This window comes from Kovacikia sp. CALU 1929, assembly GCF_056784235.1.
In genome coordinates this window covers 1-19,687 of sequence record NZ_JBXBCF010000047.1, presented here as the reverse complement: position 1 = coordinate 19,687, position 19,687 = coordinate 1, and the positions used below count along the sequence as shown (strand labels likewise).

Below are 19,687 nucleotides of genomic sequence, written 5' to 3'. Positions count from 1 at the left end.
ACTCTCATGGGTCAAGAGTCCCACAACCTGTTGCTTGTCGTCCAGAATTGGGAGATGACGAATTCGATGCTGTTGTAGCAAATTCATCGGCATGAATAGATCCGTGAATTCTGATTGCTGCAACGTAATGACGGATGGGGTCATGACCTCTGAGAGCGCCACTTCAGTTAGTTGTCTACCTTCAGCACTCAATCGAATCACATCTCGCTCAGTAAAAATGCCCAGCAGTTGGGCACCTTCCATCACCAGAACACAACTGCCCTGAGCTTCAGTCAACACAAAGCTCTCTGAATTAGCCTGATCCCCTAGAGAGCAATTTAGAGAACAACTCCCTCTCACCTGGCTCATCAACGTCAGCGCCTCAATTACCGATGTGGTCAGTGAAACAACTAATGGTTGGCGAACGATCGCCTGCTGAAAATCTATTTCAGAAAAAAGAGCTAGAGACATTTTGTGACAGTTGATTAAGCAGCGTGGGATTCAGGTCGAGTGCTTCTGAAAGATGGCTATCGAGACAGCAGTTTGGGACTCATTCATTAGAATTCCCATCAGTTTTTCATGCCTCAACGCATTGTTCAAAAACTCATCAAAAAGGGGTATCTATAAAGAAGGTGCTTTGTCAGGTTGAAGTTTTGTTCATTCGTTCCTTTAATTAGAGTCATGAAAAAAATTCTTGTGATTGAAGATGAATACGCACTGCGAAAAAACATCATCGAAATTCTGGAGCGGGATCAGTATCAGGTCATCAGCGCTGAGAATGGGCAAAAAGGTCTTGATCTAGTCCAAAGCCATCCAGTCGATCTGGTGCTTTGCGACGTGATGATGCCGGAGTTAACTGGGTATGAAGTTCTAGCTCAGATGCGATCGCTACCTGGAATCGCCCCCATCCCGTTTATCTTCTTGACAGCCAAAGCCGATAAACCTGACATCCGATACGGCATGGAGTTAGGGGCCGATGATTATCTGACCAAACCCTTTAATCGCACAGACTTGCTGAGTGCAGTCAAAGTCCGCCTGGAAAAGCAGGCAGCAGTGCATCATCAATACCAACAAAAGCTAGAAGAACTACGGGGACAACTTTCTACATACCTTCCCCATGAACTGCTAACGCCATTGAATAGCATGACTAGTTTATTAAGTTATTTGACTAGCTACGCTGCTATCCTGAAGGCTGAGGAAGTTTCTGATATTGCTAGTTTAGTCTGTAAGTCTGCCAAACGGATTGAAAAAACGATTCAGAACTCACTGCTGTTTGCAAAGCTCCAGCTAGACATTCAGAAGAACGATTTTTCCACCTATCAGCAGGAGAACTGTGACTGTTCTGAAAATGCGATTACGAATGCCGCGATGATTGTGACTCAACGAGCTAATCGGACGGTCGATTTGAGCTTGCAACGGAGTAATCGCGCACTTTTAATCGCTCGTTCAAACCTCGAAAAAATCGTTGAGGAGTTGGTAGACAATGCTTGTAAGTTCTCCCCATCAGAAACTCCAATTTATGTCACCACTGAATTTCGAGCAGATCAGTTCGGTTTGGAAATCACAGATCAGGGACATGGCATGACTCCTGCCCAAATAGAAGACATTGGAGCCTATGTTCAGTTTGAGCGCAAATTTTACGAACAACAGGGTTCAGGTTTAGGGCTGGTAATCGTTCGACAACTGACCCAATTACATGGCGGCAAGCTTGAAATCAACAGCGATCCGAAGGGAACAACTGTGCGAGTGACCTTACCTACACAAACCAATGATTGAGCCAGATCCGGTATCTAATCCTGAGTGCAACCAAGCTGAACTGTCTTTGCAAGCGAGTGAAGAACTGTTTCGGACGACGTTTGAGCAGGCGGCTGTAGGGCTAGCTCATATTGCTCCCAATGGTTACTTTCTGCGGGTTAACCAGAAGCTGTGTGAAATTGTTGGTTATCGACACCACGAGCTTTTGAAGAAGACGTTTCAAGAGATTACCCATCCCGACGATCTAGAAAACGATTTACAGTTTGTTCGGCAAATGCTGAAAGCGGAGATTCGGACTTACTCGATCGAAAAACGTTACATTCGTCGAGATACATCGATTGTCTGGGTTAACTTATCGGTTTCTCTCGTTCTTGATCACGATCGCCAACCAAAATATTTTATTGCTGTGATCGAAAATATTAGCGATCGCAAACAAGCAGAAGAGACATTACAGCGGTACACTCAAAGAGTTGCAGGGTTGCACAAAATCGATCGTGCCATTCTTGCCGAGAAACGGCCCCAGGAAATTGCCTGGGCAGCACTCTCCCATTTGCGACAGTTAATCAACTGCCAGCAATCAATAGTGATTTTATTTGACCCCGATGCAAACAGTGCTCAGATCCTGGCAGGCGATGCAACCGGGAACCTGATTTTCTCAGAGGGAACACTGCTAGCCCTGGAAAACTTTCTCAAGCCTGCTGATCTGCATATGAACAAAGTGCGTCATATCTCCGATTTGGCAGCGCTGGAAATGCCTGGACTGGTATCTCGACAACTTTTGGCAGCAGGAATTCATGCCTCCCTGGCGATTCCTCTTTTTGTCGAAGGTAGGGTAATCGGGGAACTCAGATTACTCGATCCGCAGGTTGCTGCCTTTAGCTCAGAACACATTGATATTTCCTGTGAAGTTGCGGATCACCTGGCGATCGCGCTGCAAAATGTGCGCCTATTTGAACAGGTGCGGAGCGATCGCGAACGATTACAGGCTCTTTCCAGTCGATTGATCGAAGCCCAAGAGTTGGAGCGCCGCCATCTTGCCCATGAACTGCACGATGAAATTGGACAGGTGTTAACAGCGGTCAAGATTAACTTGCAGGTGTTGCAGCGATCGCTCACTCATGACGGCAACAAATACCCCCTGCAAGACAGTGTCGCCATTGTTGATGGTGCCCTCAAGCAGGTTCGCAATCTGGCCCTCGATTTGCGCCCTTCGATGCTAGATGATTTGGGTTTGTTGCCAGCCCTGGAATGGTATGTCGAGCAGCAGATGCGCCGCACAGAAACCTCTATCTCACTAGTTTACCAACCCTTTGAATTTGCCTTGTCACCCAAACTAGAAACGGTTTGTTATCGAATTGTCCAGGAAGCGCTAACCAACATTGCCAGACATGCTAAAGCTGATCGCATTGTGGTTCAGTTCCAGCAATCTCGCAACACACTGCACCTCAGCATCCAGGACAATGGGATTGGGTTCGATGTTGAGGCAGCTCGCGATCGGACAGCCCGTGGTTCCAGCTTAGGATTACTCGGCATGGAAGAAAGGGCATCCTTAGTTGGAGGACGCATGAACATTACGTCGGCACTTGCATGGGGAACGATTATTGATGTGGAGTTTCCCATTGTTACATCATCGTTTGCCCCCTAGAAAATAAATCAGGGAGACCATTTCAGAATGTCACCATACCGTGTTTTGATTGTGGATAACCATGTGCTGGTTCGAACCGGATTCCGGGCACTGCTTCAATCTCTAGAGAATATGGAAGTGATTGCAGAAGCAAGCAATGGGCGAGAAGCCTTGCAACTGGTAGAGCGGCACCATCCCGATCTGTTGCTAATGGACATTGCAATGCCGGAAATGAATGGATTAGAAACGACAACTCGAATTACTAAAGACTTTCCCAAAGTGCGGGTGATCATGCTATCGATGCATGCCAATCAGGAATACGTCTATCGAGCACTCCAGGCAGGAGCGATGGGCTATGTGCTCAAAGATGGCGATATGAGCGAATTAGAGATGGCAATTCGGGCTGTGCTGCGAGGAGAAACCTACCTCAGCCCTGCTATTTCTGCACAGCTAACCAGGGGCGATCGCCAAAGCATTAGGGATGAGGTGGCTCCCCCCAAAAACCTGACTGCTCGTCAACGCGAAATTTTACAACTGATTGCTGAAGGCAAATCGACCAAAGAAATTGCCAGCAGTTTATTTATTAGCGCTAAAACAGTGGAAACCCATCGGACTCAATTGATGGAACGCCTAAATATTCACGATGTGCCAGGGCTAGTTCGTTACGCTATCCGCGCAGGCCTAGTTATTTTGGAAGAGTAACCCCATTGATGCGTCGAATTATCAGGAAACTCCTGATAGTATTGGAGCACCTTTAAACCTTATGCTAGAAGCTGAAAGAAGTTAACCCTATAATGGTTTCGGGGCGCACATCGTGTGCCCCTTCTCTATTTCATCCCCAGTCTTCAACTGCAAACATAGCGACACTAAATCTCGACGGTAAAAATTGAACCTCGTGGCACATTCTCTTCAACGAAGATACGACCGCCGTGTGCCTCAGCAACTATTTTGCAAAATGTCAGTCCCAAACCAATTTGGGTGACCCCACTGATGGTTTCACCAATTTCATACTTTTTGAAGATCTGCTGGCGTAGTTCTTCCTTAACTCCTGGTCCTGAATCGGCAACCTGAATTCTAGCTCGAACGAGTAATGGGTCATTGGGGACAGATTCGGATGGATACTCAATTTGTAAAGTAATTTGACTCCCCGACGGCGAGAATTTAACCGCATTAGAGAGCAAATTATCCATCAAGCGGTGCAACAGGTTGGTATCCGCGGAAATCCACCGTTCGGTTTCGGGAACCTGGCATTCCAGATCCAATTTTTTGGAGCGGGCAATTTCCTGAAAATCCGACATAACAACGGTTGCTAAAGCAGTTAGATTCACCTCTGTGGGATTGAGCAACAGCTTGCCTGCTTCCGTTTTTGCCATCAGCAGGAGGTCATTAATCAGGGTATTCAACGTCTTGGCGGAAGTTTCAATTATTTGAACCCGTTCCAGTTCCTTACCCTGAAAATCATCAAGCAGAAGCAATTGGGCACTGAGTAAAATGATGGCGGTCGGATTTCTCAAGTCATGCACCACCATGTTGGACATATCTTCACGCAATTGCAGGGTGGCTCTAAGCGCATCGTATTGCTGTTTAATTCGCAGCATGCAACGAACTCTAGCCCGTAGTTCTATCCCATTCACAGGTTTGGTGATGAAGTCATCGGCTCCGGCTGCCATGGAACGAGCTAAGTCTTCTTTGGTATTCAGGGCAGTCACCATGATGATCGGAATGGGCTGCCAGATTGGGTTTGACTTAATGGTACGGCAGACTTCAACGCCATTCATATCGGGCATCATGACATCGAGCAGAATCACATCTGGGGCGATCGCCTCCAACCGCTGCAAAGCTGCTTGACCGCTTTCGATATGGATCAATTCATAACCTTCCCGATGGAGCAATGCTTTGACGACGGCAAAACTAGTGGACTCATCATCAATCACAAGGACGGTGGGAGAGTCCATCATGGGAGCAACTTCACGCTCTGGTTTGGAGGGCTGGGACATAGGTTGAAATCAGGGTGAGAAGCTGTTTAAGGCTGACGGGCTTGGTCATATATTCGTTGGCTCCAGCGGTCAGACAGCGATCGCGATCGCCGGGCATTGCCAGAGCTGTTAGGGCAATGATCGGAATCTGGTTGAGTTCGGTATTTGAGCGAATGCGGCGGGTTGCCTCTAAGCCATCAATTTCTGGCATTTGAATATCCATCAGAATTAGGGCTGGCTGCTGCTGCTGCGCCATCTGGATTGCTTCCAGCCCATTTCGAGCGACCACGATTTGTAATCCATGCGCTTGCAGGTAAAGGGTAGTGGTTGTGATGTTGGCTTCATTATCTTCCGCCAGCAAAATCAGCGGTGGAACTGGGGATTGGCGATCGGTGAGTACCAGGGCGGTTTGGGCTGCGGGTTGAGTTGTCGAAAGAACTCGGCTGAGGGTGTGTTGAAGTTGTTGGCGCGTAATCGGTTTAAGCAGGTACTCGGCGGCTCCCAGTTCTAAGCCGCGCGATCGCGAATCCACGACGGATACCACGATCACTGGGATTGCTTTGGTAGCTGGATCGGTTTTTAACGCGGTCAGCACGTCCCATCCAGTCTGACCGGGCAACAGGATGTCCAGGATAATGACATCGGGTTGCAATCGCTGAGCAACTTCTAGCACACCTTCTCCCTGGGGATGGACAGTCACCTTCACCCCCAATTCTGTAAGGTAACGAGTAATCTGGCTTGCTGCTGCTTCAGAATCTTCTACAATCAGGGCACGCTCAATGCCCAGATGTATTGGTTTCGGCAAGTCATGATGAGGCCCAGGATCGGTCAATTGAGCCGCAGAGTTCCAGGGGAGCGCAATGGCAAAACAACTGCCTTTGCCTGCCTCACTCTCCAGTGAGACACTGCCACCGTGCAAATCCATAATCCGGCGCACCAATGCTAGACCCAAGCCTGTGCCTTCATAACGGCGAGAAAGGCTGCTGTCTAGCTGCACAAAGGGCTGGAAGAGCTTGTTCATATTTTCAGGGGCAATGCCAATCCCTGTATCTGTGATTCTGAATTCGACGATCTCGCGCAGCGGATCGGCAGCGACCTGGAGTACGACGCTGCCACGATCGGGCGTGAACTTGACGGCGTTACTCAACAGGTTGACTAATACCTGTCGGAGGCGGCGTTCGTCGGCTTCAAGGGTGATTAACCCATCGGCGATCTGACAACTGAGCTTGATTTGCTTATGGTTTGCCTGTTGTCTGACAAAGGTAAGACTGGATTCGCACAGGTTAGGTACCGAAACAGTGCCTAGCTCCAGTTCCATCTTGCCTGACTCGATCTTGGAGAGGTCGAGAATGTCATTGATCAGGGATAGCAAGTGTTGACCACTTTTTTCGATCGTCTGGAGCGAGTTTCGCTGTTCTGGAGTCAGGTCGCCGTAGACCTCTTCCAAAAGCGCCTCGGAAAGCCCCAACACAGCATTTAGGGGAGTACGAAGTTCGTGGCTCATGCCGGCCAGAAACTCGTCTTTAAGGCGGGCGGCACGGGAAAGCTCAGAATTAGCCAGACTAATGCGCTCGTTGCTGAGCCGCAACTGTTCCTCTGCTCGTTTGCGATCGCGGTTATCATACAGCGTCGCTCGATTATGTAGATACGTCCCATCAAGACTCTTCACAGCCGTGGCATTAATCAATACCGGAAACAATGTGCCATCCTTACAGACCACTTCGTATTCCAGATCTTTTATCCAACCCTGCTCTTTAAGTTTGGGGTAGTTTTGCTGAAATGCCAACCGACCGGCTTCAGTCACAAAATCAGTGAAGGGTTTGCCTATTATCTCTTCACGGGTATATCCCAACCATTGCAGTTCGGTTTCATTCACATTCACAAACCGCCCTGCCGTATCCAGGGAATGGTAGCCACAGGGAGCATTGTTGTAGAGATCTTCGACTTCACGGGCATAGTTTGCCAGGGCTGCCTCTGCCAGTTTGCGATCGGTAATATCTTTGAGGAAGCAGTGATGTCCGATCATCGTGCCAGCTTCATCATGGGCAGTGATCATCGTGACTTGTTTATGAAAAGTAGAGCCATCTTTACGAATGCCTCTCGCCTCGACCTCAACCCTGCCCGATTCAAGCATCTGCTGGTAAGCTGCAATGAGTTTGGGCAGATCTTCTGGATGCACGGTTTGCTGCCACGGTTGCCCCATCAGTTCTTCGGGTTCGCATCCACACGCATCGGCGTATGACTTATTAACAGCCATATAGCATCCGTTGGTATCAATCCGCGAGATCCCTTCAATCGCATTCTGCATGGCGAGACTCAGTTCTTGGAGAGCCTGTTCTGCCTGTTTGCGGTCTGTGATATCTGTAAGCGTGCCAACATAGCCCACAATTTTGCCGCTGGAATCGGTTTCGGGTAATACCTGGGCGTAGAGCCAGGTAATACTGCCATCCGGACGCAAACAGCGGCTCTCATGTTGAAAGCGTCCTCTTTGTTCTAAGGATTGAAACCATTGTGTGGAAACGCGATCACGATCTTCTCGTGGCAGCGTTTCCACCCAGCCTATTCCCAATGCTATGTCTGCGGGTCTCCCCGTCATTTCGCTCCAGCGCTCGTTGGCATAAACGCAATAACCTGCCACATCAAACTGACAAATGGCAACCGGAGCCACTTGGGTTAACATGGCATAGCGGTGTTCACTCTCACGTAAGGCGGTTTCAGCTTGTTTGCGATCGGTGATGTCATAGCTGATGCCCACCATGCGGAGTGGTTCACCTTGTTCATCGCGTTGGAGCAGGGCATAGGCTTTCAAGAACCGGATGTTGCCATCGGGTTGAATGATACGGAACTCTAGATCAATATCATTGTTGTTTTGAAGGGCAGTGTGATGAGCCGTTTCAACAGCTGCTCGATCGCCTGGATGCACGAGATTGAGCCAATCCTGAAAACCCGGAGCGGTGGTTGAGGGCGGGATGCCGTAGAGTTCATACATGCGCTCATCCCAATATGCTTCGTGGACAAAATCCCAATCCCAGGTGCCAATTGCGCCGGCTTGAAGGGCCAGTGCCAGCCGTACAGAAAGATTCCGAAGTTGTTCTTCCGTTTGTTTGCGATCGCTGATATCCTTATGAGTTCCCACCATTCTCAAGGGAGCGCCCTGTTCATCCCAAGCAACGACTTTGCCGTAATCTGCGATCCATTTGTATTCTCCCGATTTGGTTAATATCCGGTAGTCGAAAGAACAGGAAACTGAACTGTCTTTGAGGTGGGCATTAAGTTGATTCATGACCCAGGGCTTGTCATCCGGGTGAATCAATCGCTCCCAAGTTGTGATGATAGAGGGAAGTTCACCTTCGGTATAGCCCAACATTGTTTGCCAAAGTGGACTGAAATAAAGCTCGCCAGTGACCACATTCCAGTCCCAGAGTCCATCTCCAGAACTTTCCAAAGCAAGCTGTAAGCGTTCTTCACTAATTCGGAGCGATTCCTGCGTTTGCTGGAGCTCAGTGAGGTCACGCAGACTCACGATCACGCCTGCAATCTCATGGTCCGCATTCAGATATGGAGTATACGTTACGCTCAAAAATTGCGGCACTAAATTAGGATAGTCAAACCATTTCTCGTACTGAATGGTTTCTCCCGCTAAACATTGATTAAGTCGGGGCTGAATGAACGGATCAAATAATTTTGGCCCTAAAATCTCCCGCACAGTATGTCCTACAACTTCGCTATAGGATCGATTGCACCAGGTCAGGTACGCCTGATTGACAACCTGATAGGTGTAGTTGCGATCGAGCAGCGCAATCCCATCCTTTGTAGAAGAGACAATGCGTTCATACCGCTTCAAATTTGCTTCAACCCGCTTTAGATTGCTAATGTCACGGGCAACAATAATCACGGCATCATCGGATACCGATGAAATACTGGCTAAAAAGTTGATCGGTCTTCCCTGGACAGGCAAGCAATACTCAACCGAAGTTGTTGTTTGTCTATCCAGGCATTCATGAATACTAGACAGGATTAGATCTGCTTCTGCCTGAGGAAAGCCTTCGTGTAAAGTCCTGCCCAACATTTCTTGCGGCTCTCGATAGAGGCTAGAACTGTTGGGGGCGATTTTGAGACAACGTCCCTCACGATCGCGAACAATTACGGTGTCAGTCATAGCAGCGAAGAGAGCACGCAACTCTGCTTCCGATGCCTGCAACTGAGTTTCCGCCAGCTTACGTTTCGTAATATCGATATGGCACCCAACCATCCGCAACGGGTTGCCCTCCTGATCCCACTCAATCACTTGCCCGGAGCAGATTACCCAAATCGTCGCACCATCCCGATGGTGGTATCTCACTTCGTTGTAAAAAGGAATCTGCCCGTGACTGTTAATGTGCTGATCGAAGCGTTCCAGTACTCCTGGTAAATCTTCTGCAAAGATTAGCCGTTGCCAGGTTTCCGGCGTGTTGGGCAATTCGTGATCTTCATAGCCAAACATCTGCTTGAAAGTCGGGCTTAAGTACTCCCGATTGCCTGGAATATCCCAATCCCAGTAACCGGCAAACGTCACTTCCAGAACGTTTTCCAGTAGTTGTAGCTCAAGCCGCAATCTTTCAGATTGCAGTCTCTCGGCTTCTACCTGCTTGCGATAGCTAATATCCCGCGCAATTTTGGATGCCCCAGTAATTTTACCAGTCGCATCTTTAATCGGCGAAACCGTTAATGAAACATCAATCAATCTGCCATCTTTACGCTGGCGCACAGTTTCATAATGATCAATGAGTTCGCCGCGCTTAATTCTCTCCAGAATATAGGACTCTTCACTCCTGAGCTCAGGTGGAATCAGATGCAGAACCGATTGACCGATAGCTTCCGCCGCCGTGTAGCCAAACAGTCTTTCTGCTCCGGCATTCCAAGTTACGATTACGCCATCTAGCGTCTTGCTGACAATGGCATCCGCCGACGACTCGACAATGGTTGCCAGTTGAGACAAAGTAGCTTCTGTTTGTTTGCGATCACTCACATCTGTATGGGTACCCAACATCCGTAGCGGCTGACCAGACTCATCCCAGGCAACAATTTTGCCTAGTGAAAGAATCCACTTCCAATCGCCGCTTCTGGTTTTTAGGCGAAATTCCGATCGGTACTCTGAAATGGTGCCAGAAATATAGTCTTGATACCGTTTGAAGGCATTGTCTTGATCGGCTGGATGGAGCCGTTCCATCCAATCGGCGGCAGATTCCTGGAAGTCTGCCGGGTCGTATTCCAGCATGGTGGCGTAGGAGGGATTCACAATCACTTCGCCCGTCTGGACATTGGCATCAAAGAGTCCCTGGTTGACCGCTGTTAGCGCCAGGCGTAACCGTTCTTCGTTTTCTTGCAGGTTTACTTCCGCTTGCTTCCGTTCAGTAATGTCCTCCGCAAAAATGATGATGCCGCCAATCTCCTGGTTAGCGGTAAACCAGGGGCGAATCTCCCAACGAATCCATTGCTGGGCACCATCTGCCCGCTCAAACAAATCTTCTTCACAGCGCTCGATTGCTCCTGCTAGACACCGTTGATGAATTTGCCGCCAGCGTTCTGAAATTTCAGGAAAAAGTTCGTAATGGGAGTGCCCGACAATGGACTCAATCGCGTCGAGCTTGTAATCCTCAAGCCATCGCTGGCTAGCGAAGACATAGCAGAGATTGGTATCCAGCATGGCAATCCCCGCTGGAACATGCTTCACAAATAACTTGAGCGTTGCTTCGCTTTGGCGTAGCGCCAGTTCGATCCATTTGCGATCGTCAATGTCTTCAATCACGGCAATCAAATACTTTGGTTCGCCTGAGCGATCGCGAACTAAGGAAACCGTCAGGTTAATCCAGACTAGCGATCGATCTTTGCAGATATAACGCTTTTCCAATGAATAAGTTTGTATTTTGCCGCTTAACAAATCTTGTAGCCGGCTCAAATCTGGTTCCAGATCATCGGGATGGGTAATTTCTTGAAAGGTCAGAGTCTGGAGTTCAGACGGAGGGTAGCCAGCAATGTCACCGAACCGCTGGTTAAGCCAAAGAAACTGTCCACTGAGCGACACATGGGCAATTCCCACCGCTGCCTGTTCAAACGTGTTGCGGAATCGCTCCTCGCTTTCCCGCAGAGCAACGTCTATCTTTTGGCGTTCCGCCATTTCAGCCGCTAATTTTTGATTTGTGGCGGCTAAACTCGGTAATGTCAGCGCAGTGGGAAGTAAAGCGACTAATTTAGCAGCCGTGTAAAGCGAAACCGCAGCCGTCATTAGCTTGAGTGCGCCTGATAGCCAATAGACAGGGTGCCAGAGCGTCCACACATCCATCAGGTGAGTGGTACCACAGGCAACCATGAAGGCACTGAATAACAGAAGGAGTTTATTGAAGGGTACATCTTGTCGCTTGTGGACAAAGTGAATGAGGGCAATCGGGATGGAATAATAGGCGATCGCAATCAGGACATCAGAGACCAGATGAAGCCCAACCAGTTCTGGTTGCCACAGATAGCAGTGCCCGTGGGGCATAAATTGCGGAGAACTAAGCAAGACTTGAAAAAAAACTTTCATAATCCTTCAACCTATTAAACCTTCTCTCCTCCTTGATACAATTTGAAATTGCCACCACCTCATCGATAAAATTAGCATCTGGATTGTTAAAAGTTGCTAATTTTATCGGATAATGAAAGATCTATCTATTGAGCATGTCTTCTTAAAAAGATATGACTCAAAGAACGAACTCAATTTCAGATTAGAGATGTAAAGTTTTTGGTGAGAAATTGTGGATATTGTTGAGATTTTTTGCTTAAGCCCAGAGTGTAAAGTTTCTGCTAAGCAAACACCAACTCCTACCAACGAAGAGAATTTTCCAGCGGTGAATACTATGCGAATCAGGTGAACATTGCCATCGTCGCCAATGAAAGTTATAGATTAACCTCGATATAGCGTTTTTGAATCCAGTGAGGTACGTGGATAGTCATAGAAACCTTGATTCAACAGATGAGATGTACCTCACCCAAAAAGGAAACGCTATACAAACAATTCAATATCCTCTAGGTTAAACTATACAAGAATTATTTGCCATCCGGGATTTTAAAAAATGTTTCGTTAAAAATGCTACTGCTACAAGCTAAAGAATGATAATTCAGGGATCTGGATAGCTCTGAGCATTTTTATTGATTAGTCAATATTTTTATCGTTACCGAACCAAGCTCAAATTTCAACTGTAAAGATTGATCCTCTAGGGGTATTCTCTTCAACAAAAATGTTACCGTCATGAGTGGCGATCGCTATCTTTGAAAACGCCAGTCCTAAACCAGTTTGAGTAGCACCCTTAATTAGTTGAGCAACTTCATATTTCTCAAAGATGAGTTGACGTAATTCTGCACTCACACCCGGTCCCTGGTCAAAGATACGGATTCTAGCTTGCCGATCGGGTGGATAGTCAATTTCAAGCTTGACCTGACTCCCCATCGGTGCAAATTTGATCGCATTTGAAAGCAAGTTATCCAGCACCCGTCGGAAAATTGGAATATCAACCCAAACGCTACCGCCCGGTGGCGGCAATTGGCTGACCAATTGAACGCTTTTCTGGTCAGCGATCGCCTCAAGATCGGCGATCGCTGATATACCGAGCGCAGCCAAATCCACTTCCATGCGATTTAACACAAGTTTGCCCGATTCCAGTTTCGCCATCATCAACAGGCTGTCAATCATCGATTGCAACTGTTGTCCGGCAATCGTGATTTGATCAATTTTTTCCCTTTGATTTTCTCGCAACTCTGCGAACTGTAAAAGCTTGCAAGCCAACACGATGCTGCTGAGCGGATTGCGTAGATCATGCACCACCATGTTAGACATATCTTCGCGCAGTTGCAGGGTTGCTTGCAGGGCATCGTATTGCTGCTTAATCCGCAGCATGGAACGAATTCTGGCTTGCAACTCCAGTCGATTGACTGGTTTACTGATGAAATCATCGGCTCCAGCTTCCAGGCACCGAGCCAAATCCTCTTTGCTATTGAGTGCCGTCACAAAAATGATCGGAATATGCTGCCAACATTGATTCGCCCGGACCTGCTGGCATACCTCAATGCCATCCAGCCCTGGCATCATCACATCCAGCAAAATTACATCCGGTTGAGTTTGTTCCAGATAGCCCAAAGCCTCAAAGCCGTTGGGGGCATAGCTAAGGGAATGTCCATCATTCAGAAGCAGCATTTCGATGACATCAAAGTTTCTCGGTTCATCATCAACCACCAGGATGGATGCTGGTCTTTCCATGCTTAACTCTCCTGTAGTTCGAATTGGGTGCTCAGCGCTTAGTGCTACGCGAGACTTGACGCTGGGGGAGGCAGAGAGTAAAACAGCTTCCCTGACCCACGGCACTTTTTACAGTAACAGTGCCCTGATGCATCTTAACAATACGCTGCGCCAGTGCTAATCCCAACCCGGTTCCAGTGTACTGGCGACTGAGGGAGTTATCAATCTGTCGGAATGGTTGGAAAATTTGGTCAAAATCTGACTGAGCAATACCGATGCCTGTGTCGCAGACGGAGAGGTGTAGGATTGGGGTGTGGGGTGATGACGCTGTCTCCCTGTCTCTCTGTCTCTGCGTCCCTGTGTCTCCGCTTCCCCGTGTCCCCGTGTCCCCGTGTCTCCGTGTCCCCGGATCCTCTTCAAGCCAGGCTTCTAACGTGACAGAACCACCAGCAGGAGTGAACTTGACCGCATTACTGAGGAGATTCATGAGCACCTGCTGTAAACGGCGATCGTCGGCTTCAATTTGACCAATATTGGGCGAAACTTTGGCAATAAGTTGAATTCCCTTTTTATCTGCTATTGGCTTAACAACCGTGAGGCTAGAGTCACACAAAGCGGCGATCGCGACGGAGGCGAGTTGCAACTCTAGTTTTCCGGCTTCAATTTTTGCCAGATCGAGAATGTCGTTGATTAGATCCAATAAATGGGTACCGCTTGTGGCAATGGTTGAGATCGCCTTATGTTGCCGTTCCGTCAAAGGACCACAAATCTCTTCCAGGAGAGCTTCTGACATCCCCAGAATGGCATTTAGGGGCGTTCGCAGTTCGTGACTCATGTTCGCCAGAAATTCGTCCTTGTGGCGGGTTGCACGGGCTAACTCCAGATTGGAAACGCGGAGATAGTCGTTGGATTGTTCTAATAATTCTTGGGTTTGCTCGCGTTCGCGCAGTTCAAATTGAAGCTGCTGGTAGAGTGCGGACTGTTTGGTCGCGATCGCCAACTGGTTTGCGAGTTGCTGGAGCAACCGCGCTTCCCAGCCTTGCCACTGGCGCGGAGCCGAGCATTGATGCACAATCAGCAATCCCCACAGGGCATCTTGATGAATAATCGGAGCGACTAACTTTGCCTGAATGTCGAAGGTCTCCATAAACTGAGTCATGCAGGGAATAACCTGTTCCTGACTGCGATCGGAGAGAACATAAATGTGCCCCTTAACATAGCGCTGGTAGCCTTCGGGTGGAAATACTTCGCTGGAAAACCCCAGTTCCAGCATCGGTTGCCAATCAGGGTTTCTGCTTTCGGCGATCGTTTGACCTGAACCATCGGCAACCAGGCGATAAACCAGCACCCGGTCTGCTTGCAGGAGTTGCTGGATTTCGGCAACCGTCGTGTTTAAAGTGGTTGATAAATCGAGAGACTCCCGAATCCGTTGCGTAATGGTCGCAACCAAGATCTCGTGGTCAAGCTGCTGGCGTAATTTTTTCTCTACCTGCTTGCGGGCAGTAATATCGCGTCCCACTGCCTGATATTCAATGAAATTTTCCTGCTCATCAAAGAGCATTCGGTTGATCCACTGGGTCCACCGCACTTCGCCATTGATGACGACGCGATTCTCAATCGTCACAGTCGGATTGTCAAAGCTCATGGATTGAACCAGTCGGGCGACCTGTTTCTGGTCTGCCTCAAAAATCGTGGGCGCATAGCTAGTGCCAATTATTGTTTCCCGTTCCACCCCAAAGTAGCGACTGTAGGCTTCATTGACAAATAGCAGCGTCGTATCGGATGCAAACCGGGCAATCAGTTCGGTTTGATCCTCAACAATGGCCCGGTAGCGAGCTTCGCTGAGCCGTAGCTGTTCCTCTGTGTGTTTTCGCTGACTAATGTCCTCAACCACACAAATGGCATAATCCACTTCACCCGTAGCCTTATACACGGCTGACAAAGCAATGTGAGCCCAAACTAAGCCACCATTTTTGCGAATATAGCGTTTTTCGAGTGAGAATAAATTGAGCTCGCCTGCAAACAACTGCCGCCGCTGTTGCAAACTTTTTCCCCGATCTTCTGGATGGGTAACCTGGATGTAATCAGTTTGCAACAGTTCCTCTGATGTGTAGCCAACAATATCACAGTAGGCTTGGTTGACCTTGAGATAACGTCCATCGGCTTTAGTCAGGTTAATGCCAATCGCTGCCTGATTAAACACCGCCTGCAATAACGCCTCGCTTGCCTGCAAGGCAACGGTCCGCTGTTCGACTCGTTGCTCCAGTTCTTGATTCAGTTGTCGCAATGCCTGTTCTGCCCGCAGTCGCTCAGTGATGTTGGCAAGATTCATTGATTCACTGCGCCTGAGTGAACTTTCTGCTTGGCGGCATTCGGCTTCGGCACGGTTGCATTCAGCTTCAAGTCGTGCCCTTTCGCTGATGTCTATGATGATGCCAATCATGCGAATTGGGCGGTCAGCCTCATCGTATAGGGCTTGACCTCTGGCAACGATCCAGCGAATATTGCCATCAGGGTGAACGACACGATATTCTGCCTCGTAGATTGTATGGGTGTTGAGTGCATCGGTAATAGTTTGTTCAACCCGCTCAATGTCTTCTGGATGGACGCGATCGCGCCAGGTTTCATAGCAAACGTCAGTCTCACCAGGAACCAAACCCAGCAGATGAAAATGGCTGTCGCTCCAGGTTATGTGGCCGGTTAGGATCTGCCAATCCCAGGTGCCGATCTGCGTCAAGTCTACCGCCAAGCGGCGCTGTTCTTCACTCAACCGCAAAGCAGTTTCTACCTGTTTCTGCTCGGTGATATCGATCCCAGTGCCAATCACATATTCAACGTTTCCTTCTACATTCACTGAAACCGTGTTTGACCAGGAAATCAGGCGGCGATCGCCATCCTTCGTTACCCAATAGTTCTCATACTGATTTCGGAACTGACCAGAGCAAAGCGCCTCAAATACGTTGCTGACTGGGTCAAGCTCTTCCGGTAGTATTAACCCCCAAACAGGCTGACCTTCCATTTCTGCAAAGGTATATCCACTGACTTGTTCACAGACTCGGTTAAAGCAAACAATTCGCCCCTGGCGGTCTAGTACTATCACCAGTGCCCCAATCACATCTAAAATCGCCGATGCAAAATAATCTTCCCGTCTCAGCGCCACCTGCGGTACCCGCTTTGGACGAGGGGATACTTCCTCAGGCTGCGCTTGTACGGGTGCTGAGGTGCCAGCGCCAACTGGCATCTTCGTTGGTTGCCCTGCGATCGCCTCCTGTACAGTGCGATAGAAGATTGCAGCCGTCAGTGTGGACTTCACGAGGTAATCTTGTGCTCCACGCTTCATCGCCCGGACAACTGCTGCCACATTCTCCTGTTCGCTCAGAATCACCACAGGCACTTGTCGCAGAGTTTGCTGGGTGAATCGCTCCAAAACTTCTAGTCCATTCATATCGGGTAGGCGATCGCTCAGCAAAATCAGATCTGGAATCGCCTCTTGGCAAATTTCCAACACTGCACTGCCACAATCAGCCTCTAAAACCGTAAAAGCGGCTTGAGCATCCTGGTTGAGCCAATCTTGGTAGATAGCTCGATCAGTTGCAGAGCCATCCACCAATAAAATGATTCGTGGATTGTTCATAACGAAAGATATTAGCTACTTATCATCTTACTTGAGTGTTATGAATTCATAAGTTCGCGAGAGAAAAACTCAATTGTAGATTAGTCAGTCATCGCCCTTTGCTGTGTAGCAAACAACTGCTGGAAGACCTGTGCAGCAGAGCATCCTCGCACAACAGTCAAGCAATTAGCGGCACAGCAGCAGGTTGAGAAGGGTTAATCGCAAAATGAAAAGCTAAAAACCATTTTCAGCCTGCATATTCAAGGCAGACGAGCCTTACTCTCAGTTTTAGACGTAAAAAGATTTCTACATGATTCAATCATTTATCATCCAGAAATCTTTTTACCGTCTCTAAAGCTCAAATAGAATAATTCATATGCCCACTGGTAATGTCAGAGACAATACAACCACCATAGAATGCCACGTTTGTTCAAAACATATCCTTGAACAGGTCGCTGGTTGCGAGGAATTATAGTTCAGAAAGAAGTTTCGCATCAGCGATCGCCTAAGAAACCAGGATTCCTTACCTCGCATAATTGTTCGGAGCAATCGATCTCTTCAGTTCGCAAACAGATCATCACTGCTCCTAAAGTTTCTGTCACGAGGAAGCAGATATCAGCATAGACTTAATCGGACACAAGAAAAGGAATCAATTCTTAACATAAATCATCGATTCTTATAGTTTTATCATCCATTTTTGAGTCGAATAGATTATTGCCGATAAAGTCTATTCATCGCAAAAACTTGACCTAATTCTGATGGCTACGACTATAACAGTGAAAAGGGATAGGGCAAAACCCTATCCCCTGCTATAAGAATAGATGCGATCGCTGATGTTCAGGTTGCGTTGAGATGCCACTTAACGCTTCGCAGCAGGTTCCCTACGGTTTGCCAGACTGACTGCTGCTTTCTGCCAAGGGCAGCATCATAACTGGCGTAGGCTTCCTGATACCGCTCCAACCGTTGTAAGGCGGCACCCCGAAAAACCCAGGCTTCGTTATGCTGTGGATTAATCTCCAATGCTTTTTCACAACTTTGCAGTGCTTCTTCTGGCTGTTCCAAATAAATCAGCATCACCCCTCGAATCGTCCAGGCAGCATAGAAGTCAGGGTTAATCTCGATCGCCCGCTCGAAGCTGAGTAGTGCTTCCTCGTAGCGTTCCAGATGGGCCAGGGCATTTCCCCGGTTATACCAGGCGATCGCGCTAGTGGGTTGTGCCTCAACAATTTGGCTGAAGACGAGAACGGCTGCCTCATAGCGCTGTTCGCTCATCAGGGTTTCACCATATTCAAAGGTGAGTCGATTCAGCCTTATTTCATTCTTTAATGGATGCGGAAACTCGATGCGGGTATTTTCCATGGTAGGTTATAGCGATTCGATTCAGTGGTTGTTATTAGCCTTCGACTCGGGTTAAATGAATCTGGTAGAGTGACTCATAAGGAATATTTCTTCCTTAATCTTAAGAAGGTAAATCAGGTAAAACTATCAGGAAATTCCTGAAATTAAAACGGATGCAGAGATGAACTCTGTAAAGTTTTAAGGGGTTTCTCCGGAACAAGATTTGTAAAATCCTGGTGGCTGACGGGCAAATCCATCAAGCAGATCTATCCCTTCAGACAAGCCGCTAGGGAACAACCACTCCTCATCCAGAAGAAACTCAGTTGCTTGCTGGGGTGACTTCAGGGATGATTGCTCTTGCTTAAAAGATAAATGGATCACTGTGCTAATAGGCTGTGTGAGGTAAGTTACAGAGGCGATCGCCTCATGTCTAAGACAGGCAACGACGAAAGAATCATCAGATTTTGTCACTTCTATTTGTTAGTCCGCCAATGAAACTCTTTGACTGGATTGTTGTAGGAGCAGGAATGATGGGTGCTTCACTTCATTCAGGATGGGACCCTTAGAATCGGACAGGTCAACCGGGTCCTGACCGATCCCAAAGTTCCCGTTTCTGCCCAAAAAAGTGAAGCAGAAATCCGCGACCGGGTCGGCACTATTCTGCCTCCTCTGGAAAACTTACCCGATCGCTGGCATCACTGCTTAATTGCATTCAGCCGCGATCGCCTTCCCCTGGTGAGTGCCATTCCTGGAACCCAGGGTGTGCATGTCTTCTCTGGCTTCAGCAACCCCCTGGCGATCGTGTAGCTATAAACAAGACTATTAGGACACAGCATCCTTCAGAACTGACTCCATCGCCTGCCTTAAAGAACTAAGGCTAGACAAGCTTTTGCGAATGCGGCTTTTGAGCCAAGCCCAACACTTTTCAATCCGATTGAAATCTGGAGAATACGCAGGTAGATACAACAAACGACAGCCGCCGACTCAACGAGTTGAGCAATCTGTCCACTCTGATGAAACGTCGCGTTATCCAAAATCAAAACCTTTCCAGGCTTCAGAGTGGGCAGTAAACACGTTTCGAGCCAGGTTTCAAACACGACTCGATTACAAGCCCCCTCCACTGTAAAAGTGGCACTCAACTGGTGCTCACA

At 48.2% G+C, this 19,687-nt stretch carries 11 protein-coding genes and 1 pseudogene; 4 read left to right on the top strand and 8 right to left on the bottom strand.

The window, feature by feature from the left end:
- The coding region (locus AC1S52_RS03715; RefSeq protein WP_482027691.1) for a CBS domain-containing protein at positions 1 to 450 on the bottom strand (450 nt) is incomplete at its 3' end.
- Positions 451 to 660: 210 nt separating this feature from the next.
- On the opposite strand from AC1S52_RS03715, the gene AC1S52_RS03710 reads away from it, so the two are divergent.
- Genes AC1S52_RS03710 through AC1S52_RS03700 form a run of 3 tightly spaced genes read left to right on the top strand, consistent with a single transcriptional unit; the run spans position 661 to position 4,060 of the window.
- The gene (locus AC1S52_RS03710) at positions 661 to 1,755 is read left to right on the top strand and encodes a hybrid sensor histidine kinase/response regulator (RefSeq protein WP_482027690.1); all 1,095 of its coding nucleotides are present in this window, start codon (positions 661 to 663) and stop codon (positions 1,753 to 1,755) included.
- Positions 1,748 to 3,379, top strand: coding sequence for a GAF domain-containing sensor histidine kinase (locus AC1S52_RS03705; protein ID WP_482027689.1), 1,632 nt, complete (start codon positions 1,748 to 1,750; stop codon positions 3,377 to 3,379). The genes AC1S52_RS03710 and AC1S52_RS03705 overlap by 8 nt, the downstream gene beginning before the upstream one ends.
- A gap of 27 nt (positions 3,380 to 3,406) precedes the next feature.
- Positions 3,407 to 4,060 (top strand): response regulator, encoded by a 654-nt coding sequence (locus AC1S52_RS03700; RefSeq protein ID WP_482027688.1) that lies wholly within the window; start codon positions 3,407 to 3,409, stop codon positions 4,058 to 4,060.
- Between the two features lie 164 nt (positions 4,061 to 4,224).
- Here AC1S52_RS03700 and AC1S52_RS03695 read toward each other — a convergent pair whose 3' ends face one another.
- The 6 genes from AC1S52_RS03695 to AC1S52_RS03670 all read right to left on the bottom strand — a co-directional run bounded on the left by AC1S52_RS03695 (position 4,225) and on the right by AC1S52_RS03670 (position 19,007).
- Positions 4,225 to 5,355 (bottom strand): hybrid sensor histidine kinase/response regulator, encoded by a 1,131-nt coding sequence (locus AC1S52_RS03695; RefSeq protein ID WP_482027687.1) that lies wholly within the window; start codon positions 5,353 to 5,355, stop codon positions 4,225 to 4,227.
- Positions 5,327 to 11,896 carry a PAS domain S-box protein gene (locus tag AC1S52_RS03690; RefSeq protein WP_482027686.1) on the bottom strand — a complete coding sequence of 2,190 codons (6,570 nt, stop codon included), beginning with the start codon at positions 11,894 to 11,896 and terminating at the stop codon, positions 5,327 to 5,329. The genes AC1S52_RS03695 and AC1S52_RS03690 overlap by 29 nt, the downstream gene beginning before the upstream one ends.
- A gap of 642 nt (positions 11,897 to 12,538) precedes the next feature.
- Positions 12,539 to 13,606 (bottom strand): hybrid sensor histidine kinase/response regulator, encoded by a 1,068-nt coding sequence (locus AC1S52_RS03685; RefSeq protein WP_482027685.1) that lies wholly within the window; start codon positions 13,604 to 13,606, stop codon positions 12,539 to 12,541.
- 31 nt (positions 13,607 to 13,637) lie between these two features.
- Complete coding sequence (locus tag AC1S52_RS03680) at positions 13,638 to 17,219, bottom strand: PAS domain S-box protein (protein WP_482027684.1); 3,582 nt, start codon at positions 17,217 to 17,219, stop codon at positions 13,638 to 13,640.
- An 816-nt stretch (positions 17,220 to 18,035) separates the two neighbouring features.
- Complete coding sequence (locus tag AC1S52_RS03675) at positions 18,036 to 18,557, bottom strand: tetratricopeptide repeat protein (RefSeq protein ID WP_482027683.1); 522 nt, start codon at positions 18,555 to 18,557, stop codon at positions 18,036 to 18,038.
- 177 nt (positions 18,558 to 18,734) lie between these two features.
- Complete coding sequence (locus AC1S52_RS03670) at positions 18,735 to 19,007, bottom strand: hypothetical protein (protein ID WP_482027682.1); 273 nt, start codon at positions 19,005 to 19,007, stop codon at positions 18,735 to 18,737.
- Between the two features lie 63 nt (positions 19,008 to 19,070).
- Here AC1S52_RS03670 and AC1S52_RS03665 point away from each other — a divergent pair, with 63 nt between their 5' ends.
- On the top strand, positions 19,071 to 19,343 hold the full coding sequence (locus AC1S52_RS03665) for a hypothetical protein (protein ID WP_482027681.1): 273 nt from the start codon (positions 19,071 to 19,073) through the stop codon (positions 19,341 to 19,343).
- A 15-nt stretch (positions 19,344 to 19,358) separates the two neighbouring features.
- On the opposite strand, the pseudogene AC1S52_RS03660 reads toward AC1S52_RS03665, so the two are convergent.
- Positions 19,359 to 19,687: pseudogene (locus AC1S52_RS03660) on the bottom strand (transposase); the annotation flags it as partial.

Coding starts and splice junctions, on each gene's coding strand:
- AC1S52_RS03710 (WP_482027690.1), top strand. CDS start 661: ATGAAAAAAATTCTTGTGATTGAAGATGAATACGCACTGCGAAAAAAC.
- AC1S52_RS03705 (WP_482027689.1), top strand. CDS start 1,748: ATGATTGAGCCAGATCCGGTATCTAATCCTGAGTGCAACCAAGCTGAA.
- AC1S52_RS03700 (WP_482027688.1), top strand. CDS start 3,407: ATGTCACCATACCGTGTTTTGATTGTGGATAACCATGTGCTGGTTCGA.
- AC1S52_RS03695 (WP_482027687.1), bottom strand. CDS start 5,355: ATGTCCCAGCCCTCCAAACCAGAGCGTGAAGTTGCTCCCATGATGGAC.
- AC1S52_RS03690 (WP_482027686.1), bottom strand. CDS start 11,896: ATGAAAGTTTTTTTTCAAGTCTTGCTTAGTTCTCCGCAATTTATGCCC.
- AC1S52_RS03685 (WP_482027685.1), bottom strand. CDS start 13,606: ATGGAAAGACCAGCATCCATCCTGGTGGTTGATGATGAACCGAGAAAC.
- AC1S52_RS03680 (WP_482027684.1), bottom strand. CDS start 17,219: ATGAACAATCCACGAATCATTTTATTGGTGGATGGCTCTGCAACTGAT.
- AC1S52_RS03675 (WP_482027683.1), bottom strand. CDS start 18,557: ATGGAAAATACCCGCATCGAGTTTCCGCATCCATTAAAGAATGAAATA.